At 66.4% G+C, this 24743-nt stretch carries 3 protein-coding genes (1 of these 3 running past the window's edge); all 3 read left to right on the forward strand.

Annotated elements, in window-relative coordinates:
- Tightly spaced (each overlapping or abutting the next), the 3 genes in view from NP3_RS05920 to NP3_RS05930 form a layout consistent with a single transcriptional unit that may run on beyond the window.
- On the forward strand, window positions 1-23203 hold the 3' end of the coding sequence (locus tag NP3_RS05920; RefSeq protein ID WP_063038574.1) for a C2 family cysteine protease. The gene continues 25709 nt to the left of window position 1, outside the view; only the last 23203 of its 48912 coding nucleotides appear in the window; its start codon lies beyond the left edge, outside the window; its stop codon occupies window positions 23201-23203.
- Window positions 23200-23997, forward strand: coding sequence for a hypothetical protein (locus NP3_RS05925; RefSeq protein WP_063038576.1), 798 nt, complete (start codon window positions 23200-23202; stop codon window positions 23995-23997). Before NP3_RS05920 ends, NP3_RS05925 begins: the two co-directional genes overlap by 4 nt.
- Window positions 23990-24727 (forward strand): WXG100 family type VII secretion target, encoded by a 738-nt coding sequence (locus NP3_RS05930; RefSeq protein ID WP_063038578.1) that lies wholly within the window; start codon window positions 23990-23992, stop codon window positions 24725-24727. Before NP3_RS05925 ends, NP3_RS05930 begins: the two co-directional genes overlap by 8 nt.
- Window positions 24728-24743 lie beyond the last annotated feature (16 nt).

Below are 24743 nucleotides of genomic sequence, written 5' to 3' on the forward strand. Positions count from 1 at the left end.
CCACCCCTACCGCCGCCAAGAATTCGACACCCCCGAGCTGCTGCTGGCGGACCTGACCCGGGCCATCCGCACAGGCGGAAACGGCAAATATCGACCCGGCACCCACATCCGCCTCGGCCCCGAAGACGGAACGCTCCGACTGCTGGTCACCCAGCACGGCTTGCAGGTCGAACCCAACGGCGACACACCGATCTTCACCGGCGAGAACGCCCTCGATTTCATCCACAATCACACCTCTCCGGCGCCTGCCGTCCACACTCTCGACGCCACCATCGCCGAGCTCACCGACCAATTCCGCCGGAATATCCTGCCCGCCGATACGCGAATCGACCTCCCCGGCGATGCCACCGCCACCATCCACGCCAACGGCAAAATCGAACTCCACACCGGCGAAGGATCACGAACCCTCAATCGCACCCAGTTCCTCGAGCGCCTCGACACGGATGCCGCCGCCGACACCGCCACCGTTCACCCGCCCACACCTCCGGAGTGGAGTAAGCATCACCCGCCCCTCACGGCCCTCGCCTACGCGCTCGGCATGAGCAGCACCCAGGAGATCCAAGAATTCCACCGTAAAATTGCTGATCACATCGCCAACGACCGTGAAACATATCGCGACTACATCTCCAATTCTCAGCTCGCCCCCGAGCAAGCACTCGAAAACGAAATCGCCGCAATTCTTCAGGGGGAAACCACCGACCACCCCTCCGCCGAATATCCCGGTATTTCCTTCGCGCTGCACGCCGCCATCGCTGCGGAGGGATTAAACGTCGTCATCTACCAACCCGGCGCTATCCAGACAATCCTCAACAATCCGGCTATCGGTGCCCCCGTCTATTTCCTCCGCAGGCATCCCGACCGTGGCATTTATCAACGCGGACGGACCCCCGGCAGCAAAGACAACTACCCCACGACGATCCCCGGCCCCAAACTCACGGGCCTGGATATAGCCATCCTCCGGCAGCGCGACGCCGGTCACACAACGTACAAAGCAATCTTCGACCGCATCAAAAACGAGTTCCCCGGCATTATCGAGCGTCGCGTAAGAGACGCGATGGGCGGGAAGCGCGGCATCTACCACAAACTCGGAGTTTCCGACCCGGACGCCGCCGTGCGAGAGGCGCACTCGTGGGGACTGCTCGACACAGATGCCGCGACCGCGCCGGGCCGGGCACCGCGGGATCTCGGCCAGGTCTTCGCCGACCACGACATGCAGGCGGCATACGACACCCTCGTCGCGACCCTGGACCCGCGGGCCGACCAGGGCTACCCGCCCGGCACCCGCATCCGCCTGGTCAACGATCTCGGCGAGATCGGACTCACCGTCACCGACGACCACGGGCTACGACCCGAATACCGCTCCCACGCCAATCCGGGCACGCGCTGGGACGAACCCGTCGTCACCGGCACCGCCGCTCTCGAACGCATCCACGACTTCGCCACCAACCCCGACCATCCCGTCACCGCGATATCCCTCGAACATCCCACACCCGACACCACCACTCACACCACGATCAACCCCCACGTCACCACCACCGAACTCATCGATCATCTCCGCCGCAACACCCTCCCGTCCGGCACCGAAATCCGCCTGCCCGGCGACGCCACCGCCACGGTGCATGCCTACGGCACCATCGAGCTGCACACCACTCCGACAGAATCCGAAACCCTCCCCCGCACCCGCTTCATCAACCACCTCGAGCGCAACTACACCGACTCCGACATCACCCTCCACACGCCCGCACCGCCGCGCTGGAGCCACAAGAGACCGCCCCTCGATGCCCTCGCCCGAGCACTCGAAATAACCGACCTCCAAGAGTTCCGCGACGGTATCGCCGACCACATCGAAATCCACCGCCGCGAATACCGCAACTACCTCGCCGCCGATCACACCGACCCGGACCGGGCACTCGACGACGAAATCACCGCAATCCGCAGGGGTACTATCACCGGATACCGCTCGACCGAATTCCCCGGCCTCCACCTGCCTCTCGAACTCCATGCCGCCATCGAATACACCGGCACCAACGTCGCGATCCACCGAAACGACACGACCCACATCCTCACCACCGATACGGCTCCGGGCCGGAAAATCTACTACCTCGAACAGCACCCCGAACACAACACCTACGCATACGGATTGCATCTCCACGGCGTCGGCCATCGCTACACCACAAAAATCCCCGGCCCGAAACTCACGCCGCTACAGAAGGCTGTCCTCGAGCACCGTGCTGCCGGTTACACAACATATGAATCGCTCATCCGCCAACTCAACCAGAGCGACGAATTCAGACAAACCAGCAGACAGATGGCCGCGCTGGCGATAGGTGGGATGCAACACGGCCGCGCCAGCGCATACCAAAAGCTCGGAGTCTCCGACGTCGATTCCGCCGTGCGTGAGGCCAACTGGTGGAACCAACTCGACAGAAACAAGATCGCTGCAATCCCCGCGCCCGCCTTCGAGCTGCCGAGATCCGAACAAAGCTTGTTCGAGTGCTATGCGGAAGGAATCGTCGATCCCAAAGATATCGCACGACACCTGAATGGCGGAATACTTCCGACCGATATGAAGAACGCCGTGAAAGGGGTACATCGGGCGAAGAGGGCACTTCTCGGAAGGCTCGAGATCGAGCCCATCGACGGCGAGTCTCCCGAAGCCACGGCGCAGAGAACAGTGCGCGTAGGCCTCCGGAAGGGCGTCAGGACGTCACGGACCACCCCTGCAGCCCTGCCACCCACAGCCCCGCCACCCACCGACGACGGCAGCGCACACCCACGCACCAGCGGTCGAGCGGGAGCGGCCCCCATCTCCGAAGACCCCCTCGGCGACATCCGCATCGGCACCGGCAGCCGGGATGATGAACCTAGCGATCGCCTGTTCGCCCGGCCGCCAACGGATTCCGCGCCGCGTGCGTCCTTGTTCGACGGTCCGGAAGACCATGTGCTGGGAAACCTGTTCGATGGGCCCGGGCACGTCGCGCCGGTGAGCGAGCCGCCGGACGGTGACACCGATTTCGGTCTAGCGCGCCTCTTCGGTACCGCCGATTCCCTGTCAGCCCCGGATGGTCTGAGCCCGGTGCTCCGGGAGATCGGTACGAGGCGCGACGGCCTCCAGGACATGGTCCACATGCTTCCCGTTCCCCCCGATCAGATCGAGCGCCTGAGCGAGCGGATCATCGGGCTGGTCGAGGGAGACGACGGCCCGGATCCGGCGTTCGAGGCATTGCTGCGGCCCGCTGTGAAGGCGGCCGCCCAGAATTTCCACCAGCTAATGACCGTTTCGGGCACGCCGGTGGAGGCGGAGTATCGGGGCAATCCCTATCCAGGTCACCTGCGTCTTGCGTGGCGGGTCGTCGGCCGGTCGGACAACCAGCGGCCACCGGTCGGCGGTGTTCCTCCGGTGGGCAACCAGAGGGCGGATTTCGCCACCGCCGAGCACCGTAACCGGCACAGCAATACCAACGAGCGATCGGGTATGTATTCGTTCGTCCATCGTTGGCTTGTCGATCTCGGTGTGCTCCACCGTATCGTCTTCACCTGGCAGCCTCACGCCACATACAACGAATTCACCGGCGGCACGCTGGCGGATACCGACGTGCAGTCGATCGTGAAGCCGCGCAGCCTGGGCCCGTCGGATCTCTACGAACTTCTCGGGGAGTGGCAGTTCCGCCCCGGTAACGGCCGGGCCGACATGCTCTCTCCGCACCAGCTGACCGACGGCTGGCAGACCATCGTCGACGCCGCGCCGCTGCAGGGCTACTTCCCTCGATACCTGACCGAGGGCGGCGAACTGCCGACGATCGATCCGGAAGACCCCGCCACGATTCCCGCGCCGATCGAGCGGCTGGTGGAAGAGTTCCCGCTGCACGGCATCCTCGGTGTTCCGAATATCGACCAGATCCGCGCCGATCTGATGGCCTCGTTCGCTCTGCGCGACATATCCGACGGCTCCATCACAGAGCTGCTGCGGTTCTTCGACGAGCGCAAGTTCGCTGCCGCAATCCCGTTGATGGCGGACGGTTCGGTGTCGACCCGGCCCCTGGACACCACATCCGGTGACACGATCGGGCAGCTGCGATTCCGCGCCGTCCTGCACGGCGGTACGGAGATCACCGGGCCGACCGCGAAGAACAGCCGCGTCGAGCTCTACGTGGCACGGCAGCTGGGCCTGCAAGAGACTTCGACGATCAAGAACGAACTCGGCCTCTCCCTGGCGCTGACGTTCCAGCTGAGCTCCAGCGCCGCCGACGACGAGACCGGCTTCGCACCCATCGGCGGCCGAATCACCGGCCGGGGCGGGGTATTCGACGAATTCAGCCAAGAACTGACCTACGCGAACTCGGCCAGCACGGCGCAATCGCTGCGGTTCGCGGGGGACTACCTGAACGTGACGCCGCAGATGACCCTCTACGTCGACCTGGTCCGCCCGTACGGCCCGCCCCTCGAGCCCGCCCCCGGAACCCCGTTGCACGGCGGGAAGGACTACCCGATCCGTGCCCTGGTGCCGTCGCTGCGGGATCTCGGCCACGCTCCCGCCGACAACGAAACCCGGTATCCGCGCCCGCATGTCGTGCATCTGTGGAATCTCGGAACGAGCACGACGGTGCTCGGCGTCGACGGCACCGAGGATCTGTTCGACGACGCCGAGCAGACCCTGTCCGACCTCGGCTTCTTCCCGTCCGAGCACGACTCCCCCGGACTGGCGGATCGGCTCACCCAGGACGTCACCGCCGACCAGCTGCTGGAGAACGTCACCCACTTCGATCGGATGCGCGGTCGGCTCGGTCGGCGTTCGGGGCAGGTAGAGGCGATCGACGGTGGTCTCGTCGAGTGGTTCGAGCGGGCGACTGCGAACGGCACCGAGCGCTTGTCGATCACATTCGAGACCGCGCGGAGGTATCTCTCGGACGACCCGTACGACGGCGTCGACCACCAATGGAGGATGCCCGGATGGCAAACGCAGAACTACACCGTCTCCGCGACCTCCGGCGGCCACGAGTCCTCGGCGGCGGCGCCGTGGCGGAATTGGCGCGCCAGCATCAACGCCGGGGTGACCAATCCGTTGAGCGCCCCCAGGAGCCAACCGTTCGGGGGCGTGACCGGCGTCTACGAACACTCCCGGAAGAACACGAAGAGCCGAGGGTCCAGCTCCGGATTCGGCGAACAGAACTACACCGTCAGCAGCCCGGATCTCGAGATCTTCACCCTTCCCACCAGCTACACGATGACGTTCACTCACTGGCGGCCAGGCAGCGCATCCACCCGGGCGATCACCGACAACGGCAGCCTCAGCGTGGCGGTCCCCACCAACCGCACCCTCTCCGAGAGGCATGCCGACGCGCCACGCCCCTCGTTCACGATCCGGAATCCGACCCCCGGGGACACCCGGCGGCTCGCACTGCCGTCCGCGGGACGCACCCTCGAAGACGGGGTTCTGCGGATCCCCGACGGCGCCGTCATAGAACAGGTCGTCGGCAGCAAGGCGCTCCGGAAAGCCCTCGCCGGCGCCATCGCGGAACTCCGCCACTCCGCCCCGCCCGCCGACCCGCCGGCGCCGGACGCCCTCCCCGCGGATTCGGCGGAGGAGCGACAGTCACCCGACGAGATGCCGGGCGACCTCTCTGATGATGTCGACGTCGACCCGCTCACAACGGTGAATTGGTACGAAGTAGGCGGCGCCCTCCGCGGCGCGGTGCATTGGGTGGTCGATCAGGCAACCGGCGCGGGCAGGTGGGTGTGGCGAAACGCGGTCGGCGAGCCCGCCACCAATCCCTGGTCGATGACCGCCGAGGTCACCCATACCGCCCTCTCGCCGCACCATCTCAGTGCCTACGCACTGCCGATCTTCCAGGATGTCCTGGTCGGCGAGGCCGCGAGCGAGGAAGGCGCCATGGGCGGCGGCGGCTACACGTGGACGCTCACCGCCTACCTGGACAGAGTCAGATATCTGGGGCCGGAAAAGAAGGACCTCGAACACTGGCTCCGGCACGAGAACAAGTACCATCGCAGCGCGGCCCGCCAACGGGGCCACCGCTGGGGCCTCTCCCCGCGCGGCCGCTACGGCGAGACCTTCGACAGCAGTTTCGCACCGGCGGGCAACTTCCAGCACAGCACTTCCGCCGAAGACTCCGACTCGGCCGCCGACAGCACGTACGCGTCCCGAGTCCCCAGCTACGTCGGAGGCGTCGGCCACGGGTTCTTCGCCGACGCTCACTTCGAGCTCCGGGTCACCAAGGGAACCCGCAACTGGCTCGTCAACCAGATTCCGGGCGCGCCCCGCACGGTAACCCGCATGATCGATGTACCGGATATGGAGTTCTCCCTCGTCGACAACGACTTGCAGAATCACCCCGAGCTGGCCGAAATCGTCCGTGCGAACAGCGATTACGAGATCCCCCGGGCGCCGCGGCCCGACCGGCTCCCGCCGATCACCTTCCGGCAGACCGGCGGCGGCAGCCTCGGCGCCGGCGCCGTGACGAGCACCATCCTCAGGGGCGGGCGCGCGGCCTACTACAACCTTGCGGTAGCACTCGTGGAGCAGGTCGCGCCCGGCATCACCAAAGTCGACTCGAGCAACTTCCTCTCCGCCCTCCTGCCCCTGATCAACGGGCAGACGACGAGCCTCGGCCTGCGCACCCTCCCCGGCAACCGCGTCTCCGTCAGTTTCCTCGATCGCTCGTGGCCCTACTCGATCCTGCCGCGCGTGGTGACGATTTCGTACGCCGCCTTCCCCGCACCCGGAACCAATCTCGACGCGCTGCTGGGCAAACAGGTCACCCCCACCTCCACCATGGACACCGTGATCGGCGCCTCGAGCGGCGACGGCAGCGCGCTTCCCGTCCCGGGCGCCACCGCTGTCAGCTCGAAACGTTCCAGGAGCTACCAGATCGGCTTCAATCCCAGCGGCGTGACCGACACGGTGCGGCCCGCGGGCGCCTTGACCCTCGGTTGGAAGAGCACCCGGGCCCGCGCCCGGACCGACGATCCCGGTACCGCGTCGTGGCAGCGCACCAGCCGGAGCACCACGACGGGCCGGGGTGCCGGGGTCGTCCAGGGCACCACCGAATTTCCCATCCCCTACGTGTACGAGGTTACGGTCAGCTCGCGCTTGGCGACCGAGGACCTGAAGACCTACCTGGTGTCCAAGGGGATCGATCTCGTCAATTTCGTGGGGCGAGCGACCACGACCTTCGGGCGAGCGACCGGGATTCTCCCGCCTCTGGACGAAGCCGAACTCCCGCCGCCGGACCACACGGTCAGCGGCACCGTGGACGCCGACAACCTGGTCCGGTTCTACACCTCCGACACCGAGAACGGCGCCGTCGCACACCGCACCGCGCCCGGCATCTACAGTTCCGATCCGGCCGTGCCCCGCCCGCCTGCCCCCGCCGACGGCGTCGCCCTAGAGATGGAGGTCCCCGCCGAGCTGCGCGCCCTGTTCGATGAGCCCTGGGTACCCGACGGGCCGTTCACGCTCGAATACTTCGGCGGCGCAAAGCAACTGGCCGACGCGCTCCGCGCCGTCGACCCGTCCCTGGACAGCTCCGTCCTCGGCATCGGCGAACAGACCTACTCCACGACGAGTGTGCTCACCCGGCTGCGGGACTTGGCCGCCTCGAATCGGATCACCCTGCTCGGGCCCGAATCCACCGCCCCCTTCCTCGGCGTCGCGGGCTCGGGTGACCATGTGCCGCCCCCGGCCGCGCACGCCGACGGCGAGACGGTCACCGGCACCTACGTCAAGGTCAGCCTGTACGCCCCTCGCATCGATCTGACCAGCAAAAATACCGCCATAGACCACTTCAGGACCGCGAAGACCAGCGCCAGCAGCACGGCCGACAACGAGATCGCCATCGGCCTGACATTCGGCCTCACCAACTCCTTCACGGCGGACTCCACCAACCGGGGCAACCCGTCCGGGCTGCCGTTCGGCGGCAACAGCGCGACCCAGGGCCAGTCCGGCGCCGTCATCGGCGAGAGCCGCGACATCCTCAAGGTCGGCACCGGCGCGGTGACGGAATCCGGCGAGGGCGCGGAGAATCACCGCTTCGCCGGGTTCGCCAAGATCGAAATCGGCGGCCGGAGAGGCAAACTCTTCGTCTCCGGGGACGCTATCGGGCGCACCACCGACAACCTGGACGCCTACAACACGCGGCAGGCCGAGCAGACCACCGACTCCACCGCCTCGGTGACTTCCACGTCCCGCACCCCGCTGGAGACAATTCCCGAACAGGAAGATCCACCCGCGCAGGACACCTCGGCCAACCTGCCCGCCCGACCCGCACCCGCGGTGCTGGCCGAGCCCAGAGGACCGCTGCGCCAACTGGTCCGGCGCGGGCACTCGCGAGCAGACGGTTCGAGCCCCAAACCCGCTGCGGCCGTGCCGATCCGAGCCCTGCCGTCGATCGATACCTCTGTGGGTCCGCCGCAGGTCGCTGCGGCACCCGAGGATCAGACACACACCACAGACTCGAGCGAACGACCCCGTCCGCTGCAGGACGAGCCCGGCCGTGCCGTGCGGGAGGACGAACTGCGGCAAGAAATGCTCGACGCCTTGACGCGAGAGCAACTCGACCGGTCACCGCACGACGACGCAGAACACCTGAGCGACCTGCTCGACGAGTCCGCCGCCTCGCCCACGGGCGATATCCGACCTTCCTCCCCCACCGGCACCGTCGGGTCCACCGGCACCGTCCGGTACGCACCGCTGCCCGAACCGGGACCACCCAACACGGCCGAACACCGGGAATCCGCCCCCCCGCCGCGGTCGCAGACACCGATCGAGCACGCGGACCTGTCCGATGGCGAGTCCGTCTACAGCACCAACTCGGACCACTCCGCACAATCCCGCGAACCCTCCCCGGACGAACCAGCGCAGACCAGGAGCGAGCACACCGCACCGATCGGTCCGGCGATCCCCCTCAGCCTGGAGCACATCCGGTCCGCCTTGCGTTTCGACGACGACGATTCCGACGGCGGCACCGACGACCAGGATCGGCGTCCCGGTCGGCTCGTTCCCCCCGAGATTCCGCCCCGGAGCAGTTCCCTCCAGCACGGGCGAAAGGCCGAAACCGCCAGCCGGACACAGCTTCCCCCGGTACACACGACGATCGAGATTCCGGCCCGGCACAAGTCCGTGGCACCGCTCGAGGAGCGGGCCGATCCCTTCCGGCCGAACCGGTTCGCCATTCGGACCACCCACGACCGAGACGGCAAAGTTCTGCACACCGGCCTGGCCGACATTTTCGAGCCGTCGGGATCGATCCGGGAAACGCAACGATTCCGACCGCTGCCCGCGTTCGGCATCGAGGAGACGCGCGGGCCGCCGCGCGCTGGGCATCGACCTGCGATCACGCGCGACTCCGAGACACACGAACAGCCCGGCGAAACATCGCAGACGGGCTCCCGACTGGGCTCGACCGAGATGACCCGCCCACCCGGGATGGCTGAAATGGTCAGAGAGCCGGGGCCCTTCGAGGACTTCCCCGACCTGGTCTACGACGCACCCGGCACCGAACCCACCGCATCCGACGACCATGTCGGCGACACTCCGCACGATGGTGACAGCCGCACGCCGCGCACCCGATCCGGTGACGGCACAGGGACTTCCACGACCGGACGTCAGGATCCCATCACCCAGGCGACAGACGGCAGCACGCACGTTCGGACCGGCAACACCCCGGACATCCGCACCAACGACACCTCGCACGAGCCACCTGCACGCAGATCACACGCACGAGAACGTCTGCGGGGCTTCGTCTCCCGTCTCAGCGGCCATCGCACCACCGACGACGGGCCGACATCACCGGCGGCAGGACACGCGCAAGCCTCATCGACCGAACACACTCCACGTCGTCCCCTCCGGACCTTCTTCCACCGGATCGTGCATCGAACAGGCAGCGGCACAAGCACTCCCACCACGCACACGACCGCGGCCCCCGCGCAGGGAGACGGCAGCACCGCCCACCCGGCTGTCACCAGCCGACCGCGTGCCACCGCGCGCCGCCGTTTCGTGGATGTCTATGACTGCCTCACCCGGGCACTGGAATTCATTCAGGGAGACAACCGCGGCACCACAATCCGGCCGCACTACCGGTCCACGCGGCTGCCCGGCCTGTCTCGACGGGAGCTGCCCGGCCGCTCGCTGCGAGAGGCCAGGAAGGCCGCCGGTGGCAGACTCCGCGGATACGCCGACGAGCACCACGTCGCAATACAGCTGCAAATCCTCGGGCCGGGAGCCAAGGCCCTGGTCGTTCGCCAACACCCGCAGGTCAACGAGAACGGCATCGGCGCACACGCCTACGCCATGGTCAACGATCGTGGGGTCATCGTTGTCCACGACACCGCCGACCCGAAACACAAACTGCCCGGGAAGGGCCGAACGCCCGGCGGGGCCGTCCACGCCGTTCTCTACACCCCGGCCCTGGCGCCCACCCGTCCGCTGCACCTGCCCGCGCCGCACCTTCCGGGCGAAACCATCCCGCAGCTCCCCCGCGACGTCCGCATCGGCGCACCCTCGACCACCACGGCGACGCCGAGCGATCACAACACAGCGCCGCCGGCAGTCGAACCGGCGCAGACGGGCGACGGGCATGGCGCGGTCGATCCACTGCGACCGCCCGCCGGGCTCGGCACCTCGGCCACCTGGTGGCGTGATGTCGGTGAAACCTGGTGGAACAACCTGCATTTCGACGATCTGCCGGATGCCGAACAGCTCCGTCTGCTGACCGAATTCCCTACTCTGCGCGAAAACCTCCCGTTCGAGATGCAAGACTCCCTCAGAAGGCGACTCATCGAGCTCGAGGTGGACCGGCTCGGAAGGCTCGCCGACGACAGCGGCGAGCTCGCGCCGGATGTGTTGCGGCAGTTGCACGAGCTGGATTCGCCCTACACCTACCCCGGTACCGGCCGCACCTGGTGGGACAACCTGCTCATCGGCGAATGGATGAACGACGAACAGCTCCGACTGCTCGACAAATTCCCCGCCCTGCGCAACAGCGATGTCATCGCCGCGCCGATCCGGCACGCCCGCAATATCCGGTACCTCATGGTCAAGCGGGACTGGTTCCAAGAGCACGACGACTTCGACGACGGGCTGCCGCCGGACCTGCTCGAACAATGGCACAACCTCGACATCCCCCGCACCGCCCTGCGCGCTGCCGTCAGGACCGCCGAAATGGCCGCCGATTCCTCCGGCAGCACGCCACCGGCGGTGCACCTGCTGTCCTTCGCCCACGACGATCTGGGTCGGCGCGGGCGCATAGCCATCGGGTTCGGCCCCGTCGACACCGCGCCGACGGTGCACTGGCACGCATACTCGGCCACCACAGCCGCCGCGATGAACGGCATGCCCGGCCGCGTCGCCGGACTGCACACCGACACCACCCGCACGCGCCCCGGCGACGCGAGCGTCTTCTGGATCGACTACGGCGCCCGGGCACCCGGCGATTCCACCGACCACCTCCACACGGCGATCACCCAATTCACCACCCACCACCCCGGCACACAGCACATCCACCTCTACGCACCCACAGCGATCACCGCATCCCTGCCACACGCCGATCCGGCCACGTGGACGGTGCAACCCCTGGTCCCCGACACCACGACCGCGAAACTGCCCCTCGATGGTGTGCGCGTGTTCACCAGCAACCGAGACGGCGCCGACTACGGCCACACTGTGCTCCGCACCTGGCCTCGGCAGCTACCCGAAGTACGCACCGCCCTGATGACCTACCAGCAATCCTCCGCCCTCACCAACACCCTGATACGGAAGATGCACGCGGGCGAGAGTTTCGAAGAGGGATTCGACCGGTTCCAGCGCCACGCCGCCACCAGAGACCTCCTCAGCGACAGTCCCTTCAGCACGCCCGATCTCAGTACGCTGGTCCAGTCGCGAAAAGATCTGCAGGACAATCTGATCGGCAGGTGCACCGCGGCCGAAGCGCAACAGCTACGGCCAGCTCTGGACAAGAATCCCGGCGACCGTACCGACTCCGACCGCGACACGGTGCGCCGACTGGAGAGTGCATACCTCGACGACTCCGAGACTCGGAAGTTGCACGCGCTCAACGAGATTCTGCACGACCCCCGCCCGCCAGCGCGCTGGGAACAGATCGGTGTCGACGCGATCTTCTACAACCGGTTCGACAGGGCATATCGAGAGAACTTCGGTACCGCGCCCACACCGGAAAACGTCCGCCAGTTTCTCGAACTGCTCGAGCAGGGAACCGGCCGGCCCCTGCCTGGAACCGAGCCGTTCCTCGTCGTCCGGGCACTCGGCGACATCGACTTCATGGCCATCGATCAGCACGGCAACACCGTCGACGGACGCAAGGACCCCCGCCTCGTTCTCAATGTCCTTCAGCGCAACGCCAACCTCCTGTCCACCTCACTGACCACCGAACTAGTTGCGACCAGTACCAAATCGAACTACCGCCTCGAACTCGAGGTACCACGCAGACGACCCGGACAATCCGGCCCCCTCGGGGTGTATCTGGGCCGCGACGGCCGCGCGAAAAACGCACACGAGAACGAGCTCCTGTTCGCGAGTAACACGCCCTACCGAATCACCGGAATCGGAACCGACCCCTTCAACTCCTTCTACACCCCCAACTTCATCGTCCTGCGCGGACACTTCGAACCACCGACCGCACCGCGGCCGGATCCGAGGTTCGAGCCCGAACGCGGCGAGACCTATTTCGGTGACGCTCTGCTCGATACGTTCGAATCCGCGCACGGTGACGGCTCCGCTGCTTACTCGACCGTCGACCGACCGCAGACTGCTGTGCGCGGTGCCGACACGGATTTCGACTGCCTCGCCCAGGCGCTGACCGATATCCAGGAAGACAACGGCAGCACCGCAATCCAGCCGTACTACCGATCCACACCGCCCGACGGCACAGCACCCGAACTGCCCGGCCGCTCGCAGCAGGAAGCCGAGAAAGCCGCCGGAGGAAAGCTCCGCGGATACGCCGACGAGCACCGCATCGCTGCGCAGCTACTGCGTCTCGGCCCCGGCGCGCAGGCCCTGGTCGTCGGCGTGCACCCGGCCGTCAACGCGAACGGTATCGGCGCGCACGCGTACCGCATGGTCAACGAGGGCGGCGTCATCGTCGTCCGCGATTCGGTCCCCGACGCCGACGGCAGGATCCACAGGCCACCGGGCCGAACCGATTCGGCGGCACTGTTCGCCGTTCTCTACACCCCGACCGGCACTCCGACCCGCGGGCTTCGCCTCCGCGGCGAGCCGATCCGGAAATTTCCCCCCGGCATCCGCATCGGCGCACCCGACGACAACGATTCTCCCGACGTCACCCGATCACGCGGTCCCGCGGCGGGTCCCGGTCGGACGGACGGCTCGCACGGTCCATCGGCCAAGCGGCAACGGCGGAGTAACGAGGCGAGCGGATCGGCGCGAGCGACTGCCGGTGCGTCGGGACGCTCGTCCATACCCGGCACCGACCCGCACGCGGCCGGACCGTCATCGGCGACGATCACCCCCGGACTCGGCCAGACCGACTCGACCCACCCCGTGGTAACGCCCGGTCGCTTCTCGGAGCAGGATCGGGTCGACGAGTACGGCTGGCGGGTGTTCACCGACAAGTTCTCGGGGGCCGCGTTCCCGGTGGGGACGCGGTTCGAATTCAGCGCCGGGAATCGTATCGTGCTGACGGCATCGGTGGCACCTGACGGGATCCGGACGGTCCGCGCCCACGACGGCCGGGAGGAATTGACGAATTGGGATGGCTTCTGGCAGGACGCGGGGCACGGATCCCCGACGCTGAGTAACGGGGGCGTAGTCGAGATCGTGCAGCCCACCGTCGGTGCGGCGGTCCCGCGTCATGTGTGGGAAACGGGCCGGTTTCTTCATCACTCCACTCACCTCGGGTTCGGCACCGGCACGCGGGCACATTGGATCGATCCCGAATCCGGAACCCCGACGACCGCGGAATTGCGCGACGCAGGGTGGTCCACCGTTCCCCGCGCCGATCTGGCACTGCCGCCGATACTGATCGGCGACCTGCAGCAACCCTTGCGGGGCGTGCGCACGGTCCAGGTGGAAGCCGTCGCACCGGCGGCGACCCCCGCTGATCCGCCGACAGGAAGGCCGAAGCAAGCCATCGAACTGGCCATGCGGGGCAAAACCAACGCAGATATCGGTCGCGAACTGAACATCGCCTCCACCGCGGTCACCGCCGATCTGGAGCGTGTGTTCGTCAAGGTTGAATTCAAGGGTGAAGGTACCGATCGACTGGCCTGGATGCCGCTGATCCGGAAGCAGGGCTGGGTGCGTCCGGAGCCGCGGCCCGGTGACATAGATTATCTGCATTTCGGACGGAATCCGGAGACAGGTGAACCGGCGCCGTTCACAACCGAACAGATGAATATGCTGTACCAGGCATCGCGCCGCAAACCGAATATGGAGAAGAAGGACCGCATCGATATATACAAAGAAATCGGTTCCACGAAATACAAGGCCGAAAAGCTCATGTCCTCGATATCCACGCAGTTGGGGTTGGGCGGCGATGCCGACCATCAGACCGTCGTGCGGGAAGCTCGTAGGTGGCGGTTGCTGGCCCGGAAACCCGAACCCGGCGATCTCGATCATGAACGTCACTTCGAACATCGCGGCACTCCGGTGTCGTTCACCGACGACGAGTGGAGTGTCGTCGAACCGTTCATGCAAGGAAAACTCAGCCCTGCGATAGGCCGGGATATCGGAATCGACGATAAAACTGTCCGTACACGATTGAATCGTATTGCGGCGAAACTGGGTCTGCGTGATCGGAACGAGCTGATAGGGGCGCAGGAATCGCTGGTTCCGGTGGCGGGCGGTGCGCTTGCACGCAGTGTGGAGGGTGATGGTTCGGGTGTGTTCGCTGGTATCGGCACTCGATCGCCCGGTGTCCCCTCGGCCGGTCCCGGCCGGGCCGGGTCGACTCGCCCGGAGGTGGTGTTCCGTCCCGTCTCGGAAAGGGATCGGGTCGACGAGTTCGCCTGGCGGGTGTTCACGGACAAGTTCTCGGGGATTGTCTTCCCGGTGGGGACGCGGTTCGAGTTCAGTACCGGGAAGCGTGTCGGGCTGACGGCATCGGTGGAGCGCCAGGGCGTACGGATGATCGGCGCGCGCCGTGACCTGGCCGGCTGGGAAGGGTTCTGGCGAGCCGCGCGGGGCGCGTCCTCGCTCAGTGACGGCGGCGTGGTCAGGATCGTGCAGCCTGCCGTAGGTGACACGGTCCCGGGTCAGGTATGGGAAACCGGCCGCTTCCTCTATCACTCCGGCCACATCGGATTCGGCCCAGGCACGCAGGTGTCCTGGACCGATCCCGAAACCGTAACCCCGATGACCGCGGAATTGCGCGAGGACGGCTGGTTCGCTGTTCCCCGCGCCGACCCGGCGCTGCCGGCGACACTGGTCACGGATATGCGGCAATGCTTATGGGACGTGACGGCAGTCCAGGTGAAAGCCGTCGCACGGACGTTCACCCATTACGATCCGCCGGCAGCACTGCTGAAGCAAGCGCTCGAACTGGCCGTACGAGGCAAGACCAACGTGGAAATCGGTCACGACCTCGGCACCGACGACCAATCGATCCGCAAGGATTTCCTGGACGTAGTCGCCACGGTGGGGTTCACAGGGAAGGTTTCCGATCGGGCGGCCTGGGTGCCCTTGATCAGGGAGCAGGGCTGGGTGCGTCGAGACCCCCTGCCCGGTGACACGGATTATCTGCATTTCGGACGGAATCCGGCGACAGGCGAACCGGCGCCGTTCACAACCGAACAGGTGCAGCTGCTGTCGCGGGTATCGCGACGCAAACCGAATCTGGAGGAGAAGTCGGATCGGGAGATAGCCGAGGAAACCGACTCACCCCGTAGTGGTGACATGATCGCGCGGAATATTTCTGCGATATCCACACAGTTGGGGTTGGGTGGTGATGCCGACTATCCGACCGTCGTGCGGGAGGCTCGTGACTGGCGGGTGCTGGCCCGGGAACCCGAGCTCGGCGATCTCGATCATGAACGTCACTTCGATTATCGTGGCGCCAGAGTGTCGTTCATGGACGACGAGTGGAGTGTCCTCGAACCGTTCATGAAAGGAGAATCCGCCCGTGCGGTAGGCCGGGATATCGGAATCGACGGGCGAACTGTCCGTACACGATTGGACCGTATTGCGGCGAAACTGGGTCTGCGTGATCGGAAAGAGCTGGTAGGGGCGCAGGAATCGCTGGTTCCGGTGGCGGGCGGTGCACTTGCCCGCAGTGCGGAGGGTGACGGTTCGAGTACCTTCGCCGACGGTGCTTCGACGGGCGGACTGTCCGGAAGTACGTGCGGGCCGCATACCGCGACGAGATTACGTTCGCGTACCGGCAACAACGATGTCGGCCAGCTGAACGACGTGGTCGGTCTCGGCGGGACACCGGAAGACGACTTCAGAGGAGCAATACCGGCAGAGTTCCGACGGTATCCGCAACATGAACACATCGGCATCGAGCTGTCTCTCATGGAGGTGGGCTCGACGGCGGTGGTCGTGGACGAGCACGACGTGAACAACAAGGGCGTCGGCGCGCACACGTATCTGATGACGAATGACGAGGACGGCATATGGGTTGTCGATGAAGTGCTCGGCCCCGACGGTGTGCCGGTCGTGACTCGTGAACTATTCCGGCCGGGCCTGCTGCCCGAGGCGGAGGGCATATCTGCTGCCTTCTTCTCCCCCAAGTCACCGTCCGGCGAGCCAGGTGTGGCGATCGCACCGCAGTTCGGATTCGATTCCCCGCTGGGGGAACGCCTGGTCCGCAGCGGCGGGACGATCGGACTCGCCCCGCCCGCCGACGGCGGCCCGCACCGCCACAGCGGCAACTCCGCGGTGGCACATCGGTCGCCGTTCTCGGATCCTGACACCGATCGCACGGTCGATATTTCCAACCTGCGGAAAGCGCTCACGGAAAACAGCCTGGACACCGAAACCGAAATACATTTCCATGACGGCGACCGGCACAAGGTCGCCGTGGTGCGCAGAGACGGTAATCTCGCCGTCCGCGAGCCACGCACCCGAGGCGATCTACCGCCGGACACGCAGGAAATCATCAGCCGATCGGAATTCGATCGCCGGCTCGGCGAGTACGGGCTGCGGGAAGTCCGGGTCGTCGCGCTCTCGCCCATCGAGTGGTATCGCATACCGTCGAGCGAGCAGGAGAACCTGTTCCCAACTTTGGCCATGATCCTCGGACTCGATACCAGGGCCGTGAAAGAGGCGATCGTCAAAGACATCACCGCGAATCGGGACTATTATTTGGCGCACATTACGAATTCCGAACTCGACGACCGGCGGAGCAGCTCGACAGAACTCCCATCCTCGGAATTCGTGGCGTGGAGAAGTGGTGAGCAAAGTAAACTGCTGGACGCCGAGAAGGAGGCGTTGTCACAACCGGATGGTTCCGGAAGTGCAGGCAGCCGGGGTCGCGATGACGTAGAATTCGCACTGTTCGCAGCCGCCAGAACCCATCGCCTGAACTTCGTCTTCTCGAGATCTGGCGGGCCTCGTGTCGATATGACGAATAAACCGGAGCTGCCGAAGTTCTTCCTGCGGCACACGGATGACGTCGGCTATCAGGTCGGCATCACCGCAACCGGCCACTTCGCCACAGTCGTCGAACCGGAACTCGTCCACCGATCCCAGGACGACGCGACGGCCGTACCGACCGAGCAGATCCCCGGCCCCCTCACCAAGATGCTCGCCGGCGGTCCGGAACCACTGCTGGAGGGCGCCGCCCTGCGGAAGCCATACATTCCGGAACAGCGGCCGGTGTCGCCGAGAGCGCCGAAGCCCGAGGTGGTATCCAAGATCAACAGAAGGCGGCGGAGGACGAATTGGATACGGAGCCGGAGAGTTCCGGGAGATAAGCGCAGGGGTCGGAACCTCAGCTCGGAGCATCTGTTTCGGGACGAACTTCGCTATACGACGCCGACCCACTACATGGACGACGTGGAGCGCGAAGCCCATCGGCTCTTCGTCGACGAGGTCGGCCGGCTCCGCCATGCGCGTGACGGCACGCTGTTCCAAGCCGAGCGGGACGAGAATAATCTCGGCGAAGTTGAACATATTTTCGTGATGGACGAGTTCGGCAACCTGTATGTCGCCAAGAAGATCCGGGGTCTGATCCAGCATTCTTCCTTCCTCGGCGGCCGGACCATCACCGCCGCGGGTTTGATCTCCGCGCAGGATGGAATCGTCACCAGGATCGTCGACCACAGCGGGCACTATCGGCCCGCCACACAGACGAACGACTATGCCCTCGCTTTCCTCGAGACACAGGGCCTGCGGTTCTCCGAAGATTTCCAGCGGGTATACCTGAACCGGTACGACCAGTTCGAAATGCGCGACTCGGAAACACGCGCGCGGACTCGAAGTGCCGCCTTCGACCGGGCCAGGCGCATTCTCGACAGCGGGCCGACTTCTACCGCACCTTTCGTGATCTACCGGACCGATACGTCGCACACGGACCTCACGTGGAGCCGTTTCCCGCCAGGGACCACAATCAGTTTCCAGGACGCGCTGTTCGACACCACGGCCACCGTCACCAGCGACCGCAGCTTACGAGTGGTGGCCCGCCGTATCGACGGATCGCAGCCTGACCGGGAACACGAATTCGATGCCGAAACGCTGCGGGACCTGGTTCTCCGGCTGGGCGTGGACACCGTTCGGGTCGAGCGGCCCGAAGTCCCCACCTACGCGGAGCTGCGGCGGCAACGGGAGCAAGCCGAATATGCCGTCGGCAGCTCGACCTCGATGCCGACCACCGACGGTCCTGGGTTCGCCGCCATCGCCCGAATCCTGAACACGCTGAACGTCTCCGAAGTCGAGGATGTACACAGGCATATCGTGGATCACCTCCACGAGCAGACGACCATCGAACGCGAACGGCGCGAGGAGGTCGACGAGAGCCGCGCGGCCGGGGAGATCCATGACGCGGAATGGCAGAAAGAACAGCAGCAGCGAGAGGATTTCGACCGCCGCCGGGCGCGCGCAGCTTGGGCCATGGCCGACCCTGTCGGGGACGAAGTGCTGCGGGTGGTCTCGGCCGTCTACGAGGTGAACTTCGTCATTGCGCACCCCGACGGCCGACCGCACGAGATCGTCGGAGCCCCGGGATATTCGACGGTACTTCTGCATCGCACCGCCGACGGTCACTACAAGATCAGCGTCGGCGCCACAGGCGACCCCGTAACGGTGTGGCCGCCACAGCGGGTATGGGATGCGCTCTCCGCGCGGGGCGGCCGAGTACCCGTGGACCGGATCCCGGTGCCGTTGCATCGTGCGCTGGTGGCCCCGGAGATGCCGCTACTCGCCGCAGCGGTGCCGGACAAGATCTCCACGCCGGACCGCGCCCGCCCCGTCCACTACATGGACGCCAGGGAACTCGAGTCGCATCGGTTGTTCCTGGGGGACGACGGCAGGCTGTACCGAGCCTCCGACGGCATGCTGTTCGACACCACAGAGGTCGAGGGCCTGCCGGGCGACCACCGCTTGGTGCTTTTCGTGATGGACGAGTTCGGCAACCTCTATTCCGCCGCCACCGAGCCGAGCGGCCGAATCCAGCACGCGTCTTTCCTCGGGGAGCGGACCGCAACCGCCTTCGGCGAACTCGAGGTCATCGACGGGCAACTCTCACAATGGGTAGATGCCGACAACCAAGGTTCGCGGCACCCGAAGCTCAATGACTACGCGCTGGATTGGCTACGCCGCCTTGGCCTTTCGCTGCACGAGCACTTCGAACGCCTCGATAACGAGGGATTCCGGCGCGATCGGGCCGGCGAGTTGCAACGCCAGCGGACCGAGATCACGTACCGGCAGGTCCTCGCGGACGCCACGGAAAAGGCGCTGCACCACATCGAGAACACGCTCGGCCACCGGGACCCCGCGACGCGGGAGGTCGTACAGGCCGCCCGCGAACAGTTCTTCCAGGAGCAGTTCCAACTCGGCCAATGGCGTACCCAGCTGCACGGCGGAAGAATCTCGAAGACGCAGCGGGACAAGATATTTGCCCACCCCGAACCGACCGGTCCCGGCGATCGCATCAGGCCGCCGCCGCAGTCCGATACCCTGCACGCTGCCGGAACCTCGCGCGCCGACCGGGCGGCCTGGTGGGAAGAGCACGGCCGTGCGTGGTGGCAGGCCCTGCATTTCGCGGATCTGGCACCGGAGTACCAGGCGTGCCTACTCGAAGACACCCCCGGTCTCCGCACTGGCGACGGCATCCCCGCCGCGGTGCGAAACGCCTTGAACCGCAGGTATATCCAGCTCGAGATCCCGCGCCTGCGGGGGGAGGTTGCCGGTACCGCTGCGCCCGATCTCCCCGAGCGCCGCCGACTGCTCAACTTCGAGACCACGCTGGCGGCGCTGCACGGTGCGGATCTCGAGACGGCGATAGCGGCGCGGCCACCCGGTGTCACGGAACCCGTGGTGCAACTGCTGTCGTTCGGCCAGAACCTGCAAGGACGCGGTGGAAGCGTGACGATCGCCTTCGGGCCGGTGGACACCGCGGCCACCATCGATCGGCTGGTGACCGGGAGCGAGTCGTTCGAATCGCTGGCGCCCGCAGCAGCCCGCACCGCGCGCATCCATGCCGAAACCGCCGGCACCAGAAGCGATCACGCGACAGTGCTCGTGCTCGCACGCGACACCGAATGGGACACCCCCGGCGAATCTGCCAGCACAAATCCTCCGCCCACACCCACAACGAGCGACCCCCACACCGCACCACCAGTCGGACAGCAAGGCCACGGGACGCCGACCATTGCCACGGATGCCCCGGACCCAGCCCAATGGCATTCGCAGATCGACAGCGACGGAGTGCGCTCGTTCTCCACCGATTTCGGCGGCGACGCATTTGGTCATGAGCAGCTGCGGGTGTGGCCACAGGTACCGGAGGAGCAACGCATCGCGCTGCGCACCTACGAGCGCGCGTACCTCGTCAACGAGGTGCACCGGCGGAACCTGTCGCCCGAGGAACTCGGCCGGTGGCTCACTGAACTCCGAGAGACCGCCGAGACATTCGAACTGCTAGCTGCCCCCTACGGTGACCCGCAGGATATATACGACTTCCCGCCGAGCCTGGCCGAGCTGCGTGCCGGGCAGACCGAGTTGCGTGGCGCGCCCGGAAAATCCGAGGCCGAGGAGCGAGAACTGCGGGAACTCGACACGCTCCTGGGTGACCCGCGGCCCGCGGCCCGCTGGCAGGCCATCCACCGCGATGCCCGGCTCTATCGCAACACCGACGCCGTCTACCGGCGGTTCTACAACCGCGGACTGTACGCGGACACAGTGCTCGAGCACTCGGCCCAGCTCGATCTGGCGGCCGACCGCATCGTCCCCGTGGACCGGCCGATTCGAATCATTCGCGCCCTCGAGCACATCGACTTCCTGCTCATCGGCGACGGCACCCCGCTGGGCCGCCGGCACCCCGGCCTGTTGTGCGGCGTGCTGCAACGCGAACCCGGCTTCATGTCCCTGTCGGTCACCTCCGTGGCACTCGAGTGGCTGGTCGACAAGACCTCGTTCCGCCTGGAGATCGTGGTGCCGCCCGGTGCCCGCGGCGTCTACATCGGCCGTGACGGCGAGGCGAAGGCGAAGAGTCAGCGGGAACTGATGCTGGCGCGGGGCACGCTCTACCGGGTCACCCATGTCGTCTACGACCCCGAAATGGGGGTCACTGTCCTGCATGCCACAGTGGAGCTGCCGTCCGCGGGCGAGCATCATTCGCCCGCAACGCATCCGATCGCTCTCCACGCCCCGGCGAACTCGAGCGTCGTCGAGAACGGCATCCGCCGGTTCCCCACCGATATCTCCGGAGACATGTTCGGATACCAGCACCTGCGAACCTGGGAGCAACTGCTCGACGAGGTACGGACCGCGCTGCGCGCGCACACGAGATCGCCGCTGATCAACCGTATCCTGCGTGATCTCTCGGAAGGCGAGGATATACCTGCCCGCCTGGAGCGCTACGCTGACGACGAAAGGATCGACGGGCTGCTGGCCGATGTCCCCGCGGATCTGGACGCGATACAGAACCGTCACGACGAACTCGACGACAGCGACCACCGCAGCCCTGACCAGGAGGACGAACTCGAGGCCCTCGGTAATCTCCTGCGCCACGATTCGCCCGTGGACCGGCGCAGACAGATCACCCGCAACGCCGACTTCAACCTCGAACTGAGGGCATACTTTTCCGATCACCTCGATGAGGACTTCACTCACGACACCGTCACCCGGCATATCGCCCTAATCGACGACGCCGCCGGACGGGAACTGCCACTCGCTGAACCGATCCACGTGGTACGGGGCCTCGCCGATATCGGATTCATGGTCGCCAAGGACGGCGCGGCGCTCGGTGACCGAAACCCCCGGGAACTGCTGGGCACCCAGCGCGAACCCGGCTACCTGGCCGTCTCGCTCGGCCCGCGGGTCTACGACCCACACGGAATCCTCCGGTACCGTCTCGAACTCACCGTTCCGCCCACCTGTGGCGCCTACCTCGGCCGCGAGGGCCACCACCCGTGGTCGAACGAACTCCTGCTCGCGCGAGGCACCGCATACACAATCAGCCACGTCGGAAACGACGGCGACACCGTCGTGCTGCGCGGCGAGGTGCTACCCCTGGCGGAATCCCGACAGTTGCCCGGCGGCGACCCGCCCACGGGACCGCAGGCTTCCGGTGACCCCGACGCCGGGCCAGTCCAGGCCCCGAAGGATAAGGGGCGCAGCGAACCTCGGGGCGACACCCTCGAGTCGTTGCCGCAAGCGACTGGTGCTGAGGGCGGTGCCCATGCCGACGCGCCACCTCCCCGCGAGCCGATACCGGACAGGAGCGATCCCGCCGTTGCCGACTCGCAGGACGTGCACGACTGTGTACAGGGCCTGCGAGCGGCAACCACGCCACAGATGGCGCTGGCGTTGGTGGCGCAGATGGACCGGCACAAGCTGTGGGCGGTGCAGGCCGAGTACCGGGCGCGGACCAAGGGGCGTGATTTGGTCGGTGACTTGCACGCCAGGCTGCCCGACAGAGCGGACTTCATCGACCATCTGTTCGCGGAACTGCCTTCGGAATCCGAGGAATCCGGCCACCGTCCCGGTCACGACTCGCCCGCAGCACCGCACCCACCCCGACCGACCACGCCCAACCCCTCGCCGGAGCAACGATGACCGACACCCCGACCACCTACAGCCACTGGACCCGCCGCCCCCTGACCTACCTGCCGGTGCACCGGCAGGGTCGGCTCATCGGGTATCTCTGGGCCTCCGAAGACCACCACGCAGCCGGTTTCGAACGCCAACTCGCCACGGCCGGAGACGATCTCGACTGCCTGCTCGCCTGGGAACGCCGCCTCGACGACGCGGCCCGGCGCGGCCTGACACCGAGGGAAGCCATCCAAGAATGGATCGGCGAACCCGAAGACCCGGTCGCCGGCACGATTCCGCCCGGGATCCGGTTCGGCCGCGCCCCGAGCCTCGCCGAGCTGTGGGACCGCCTCAATCCCGACGGCCCGCCGCTGGGCGAGGGGCCGCTGGTCCAGGACGACACCTATCCCGACGGCACGCCGGTCGACCGCCGCCATGGCTGGGGACCACTGGTGAGCGTCCCGCTACAGACCTACCCCACCGAAACCGACTCCCCCGTCCGATACCTTCCGGTCCGGATGGAATCCACTGTGGTCGGCTACCTTTGGGCCGCCACCACCGGCGAGGCGGGCGGCTATCTACCACGCGCCCGAGCCGGACAAGCCGGGGAGATCGCCGCAGGGCTCTGGCAACTGCGGTTCAGCGACGCCTACCTCGCCGGACTACCGGCCACCGCCGTACTGACCCGGTGCCGCGACTTCCCCGCCGACCGGCTCTCCGGAGTCGTCGGCACCGACGCCGCGGAACGAGAGGCACCCAGCCTCACCGAGATTCGGCACCTGGCCGACGACACCAACACCGGAGGACACGATGAGTAAGAAGCCCGTAGAGGTCAAGCCGGACGGAATACGCCGCGCCGCAAGCGAATTCGACGGTGTCGCCGACACCACCAAGAAGCTCTTGGACACGCTGAAGGCCGCCTCCGAGAGCAAGGGCGAGCCGTGGGGCGGCGACAAAGCCGGTCGCAAGTTCGCCGACGGTGAGCAGGGATACAAGAAGAACCGCGACAATACCGTCGAATCCTTGTCCAAGGTCGTCGAAGTCTTCCGGCAGAACGCGACGAACCTCCGGGATACGGCGACTATGTACGAGGAGAACGAACGCCGCGCGTCCAACGCCCCCACCCCGCAAAACCGCGACACCTACCAACCCGACCAGCAACGCAACGCACCCATCGCCCGCACCCGGCAGAACCGCGACACCTACCAACCCGACGAACAACGCAACGCACCCATCGCCGACGTCCGAAGCGACATTCCATCGCGACCGGCATTGCGCAGCTCCCTGCCCGGCAGCGACCCTGCACACGACTCCGCGCCCCGGCTCAAACCCTTCTCCATGCGTGTCTCCGAGGCCGCCGCGATACCCGATACGGCACCGAGCACAGAGGGCGTCGTCGAGACCCCGCAGGACACACCACACGAACCCCACTCGGCCCCAACAGAACTGCGACCAACCACCCACTTCCCGCGAATGGACGTCCCGGCGCAGAACGACGCATACCCCGTACAGTCGCGCCTCGCCGTGGAGGCAGAACCGGATGCCTGAACAGGCGGAGCGGCTA

It is taken from the genome of Nocardia pseudovaccinii NBRC 100343, assembly GCF_001613225.1.
Lineage (GTDB): Bacteria > Actinomycetota > Actinomycetes > Mycobacteriales > Mycobacteriaceae > Nocardia > Nocardia pseudovaccinii.

What these genes read in the sequence shown, in the direction of transcription:
- NP3_RS05925 (WP_063038576.1), top strand. Translation starts at nt 23,200, where the DNA reads ATGACCGACACCCCGACCACCTACAGCCACTGGACCCGCCGCCCCCTG.
- NP3_RS05930 (WP_063038578.1), top strand. Translation starts at nt 23,990, where the DNA reads ATGAGTAAGAAGCCCGTAGAGGTCAAGCCGGACGGAATACGCCGCGCC.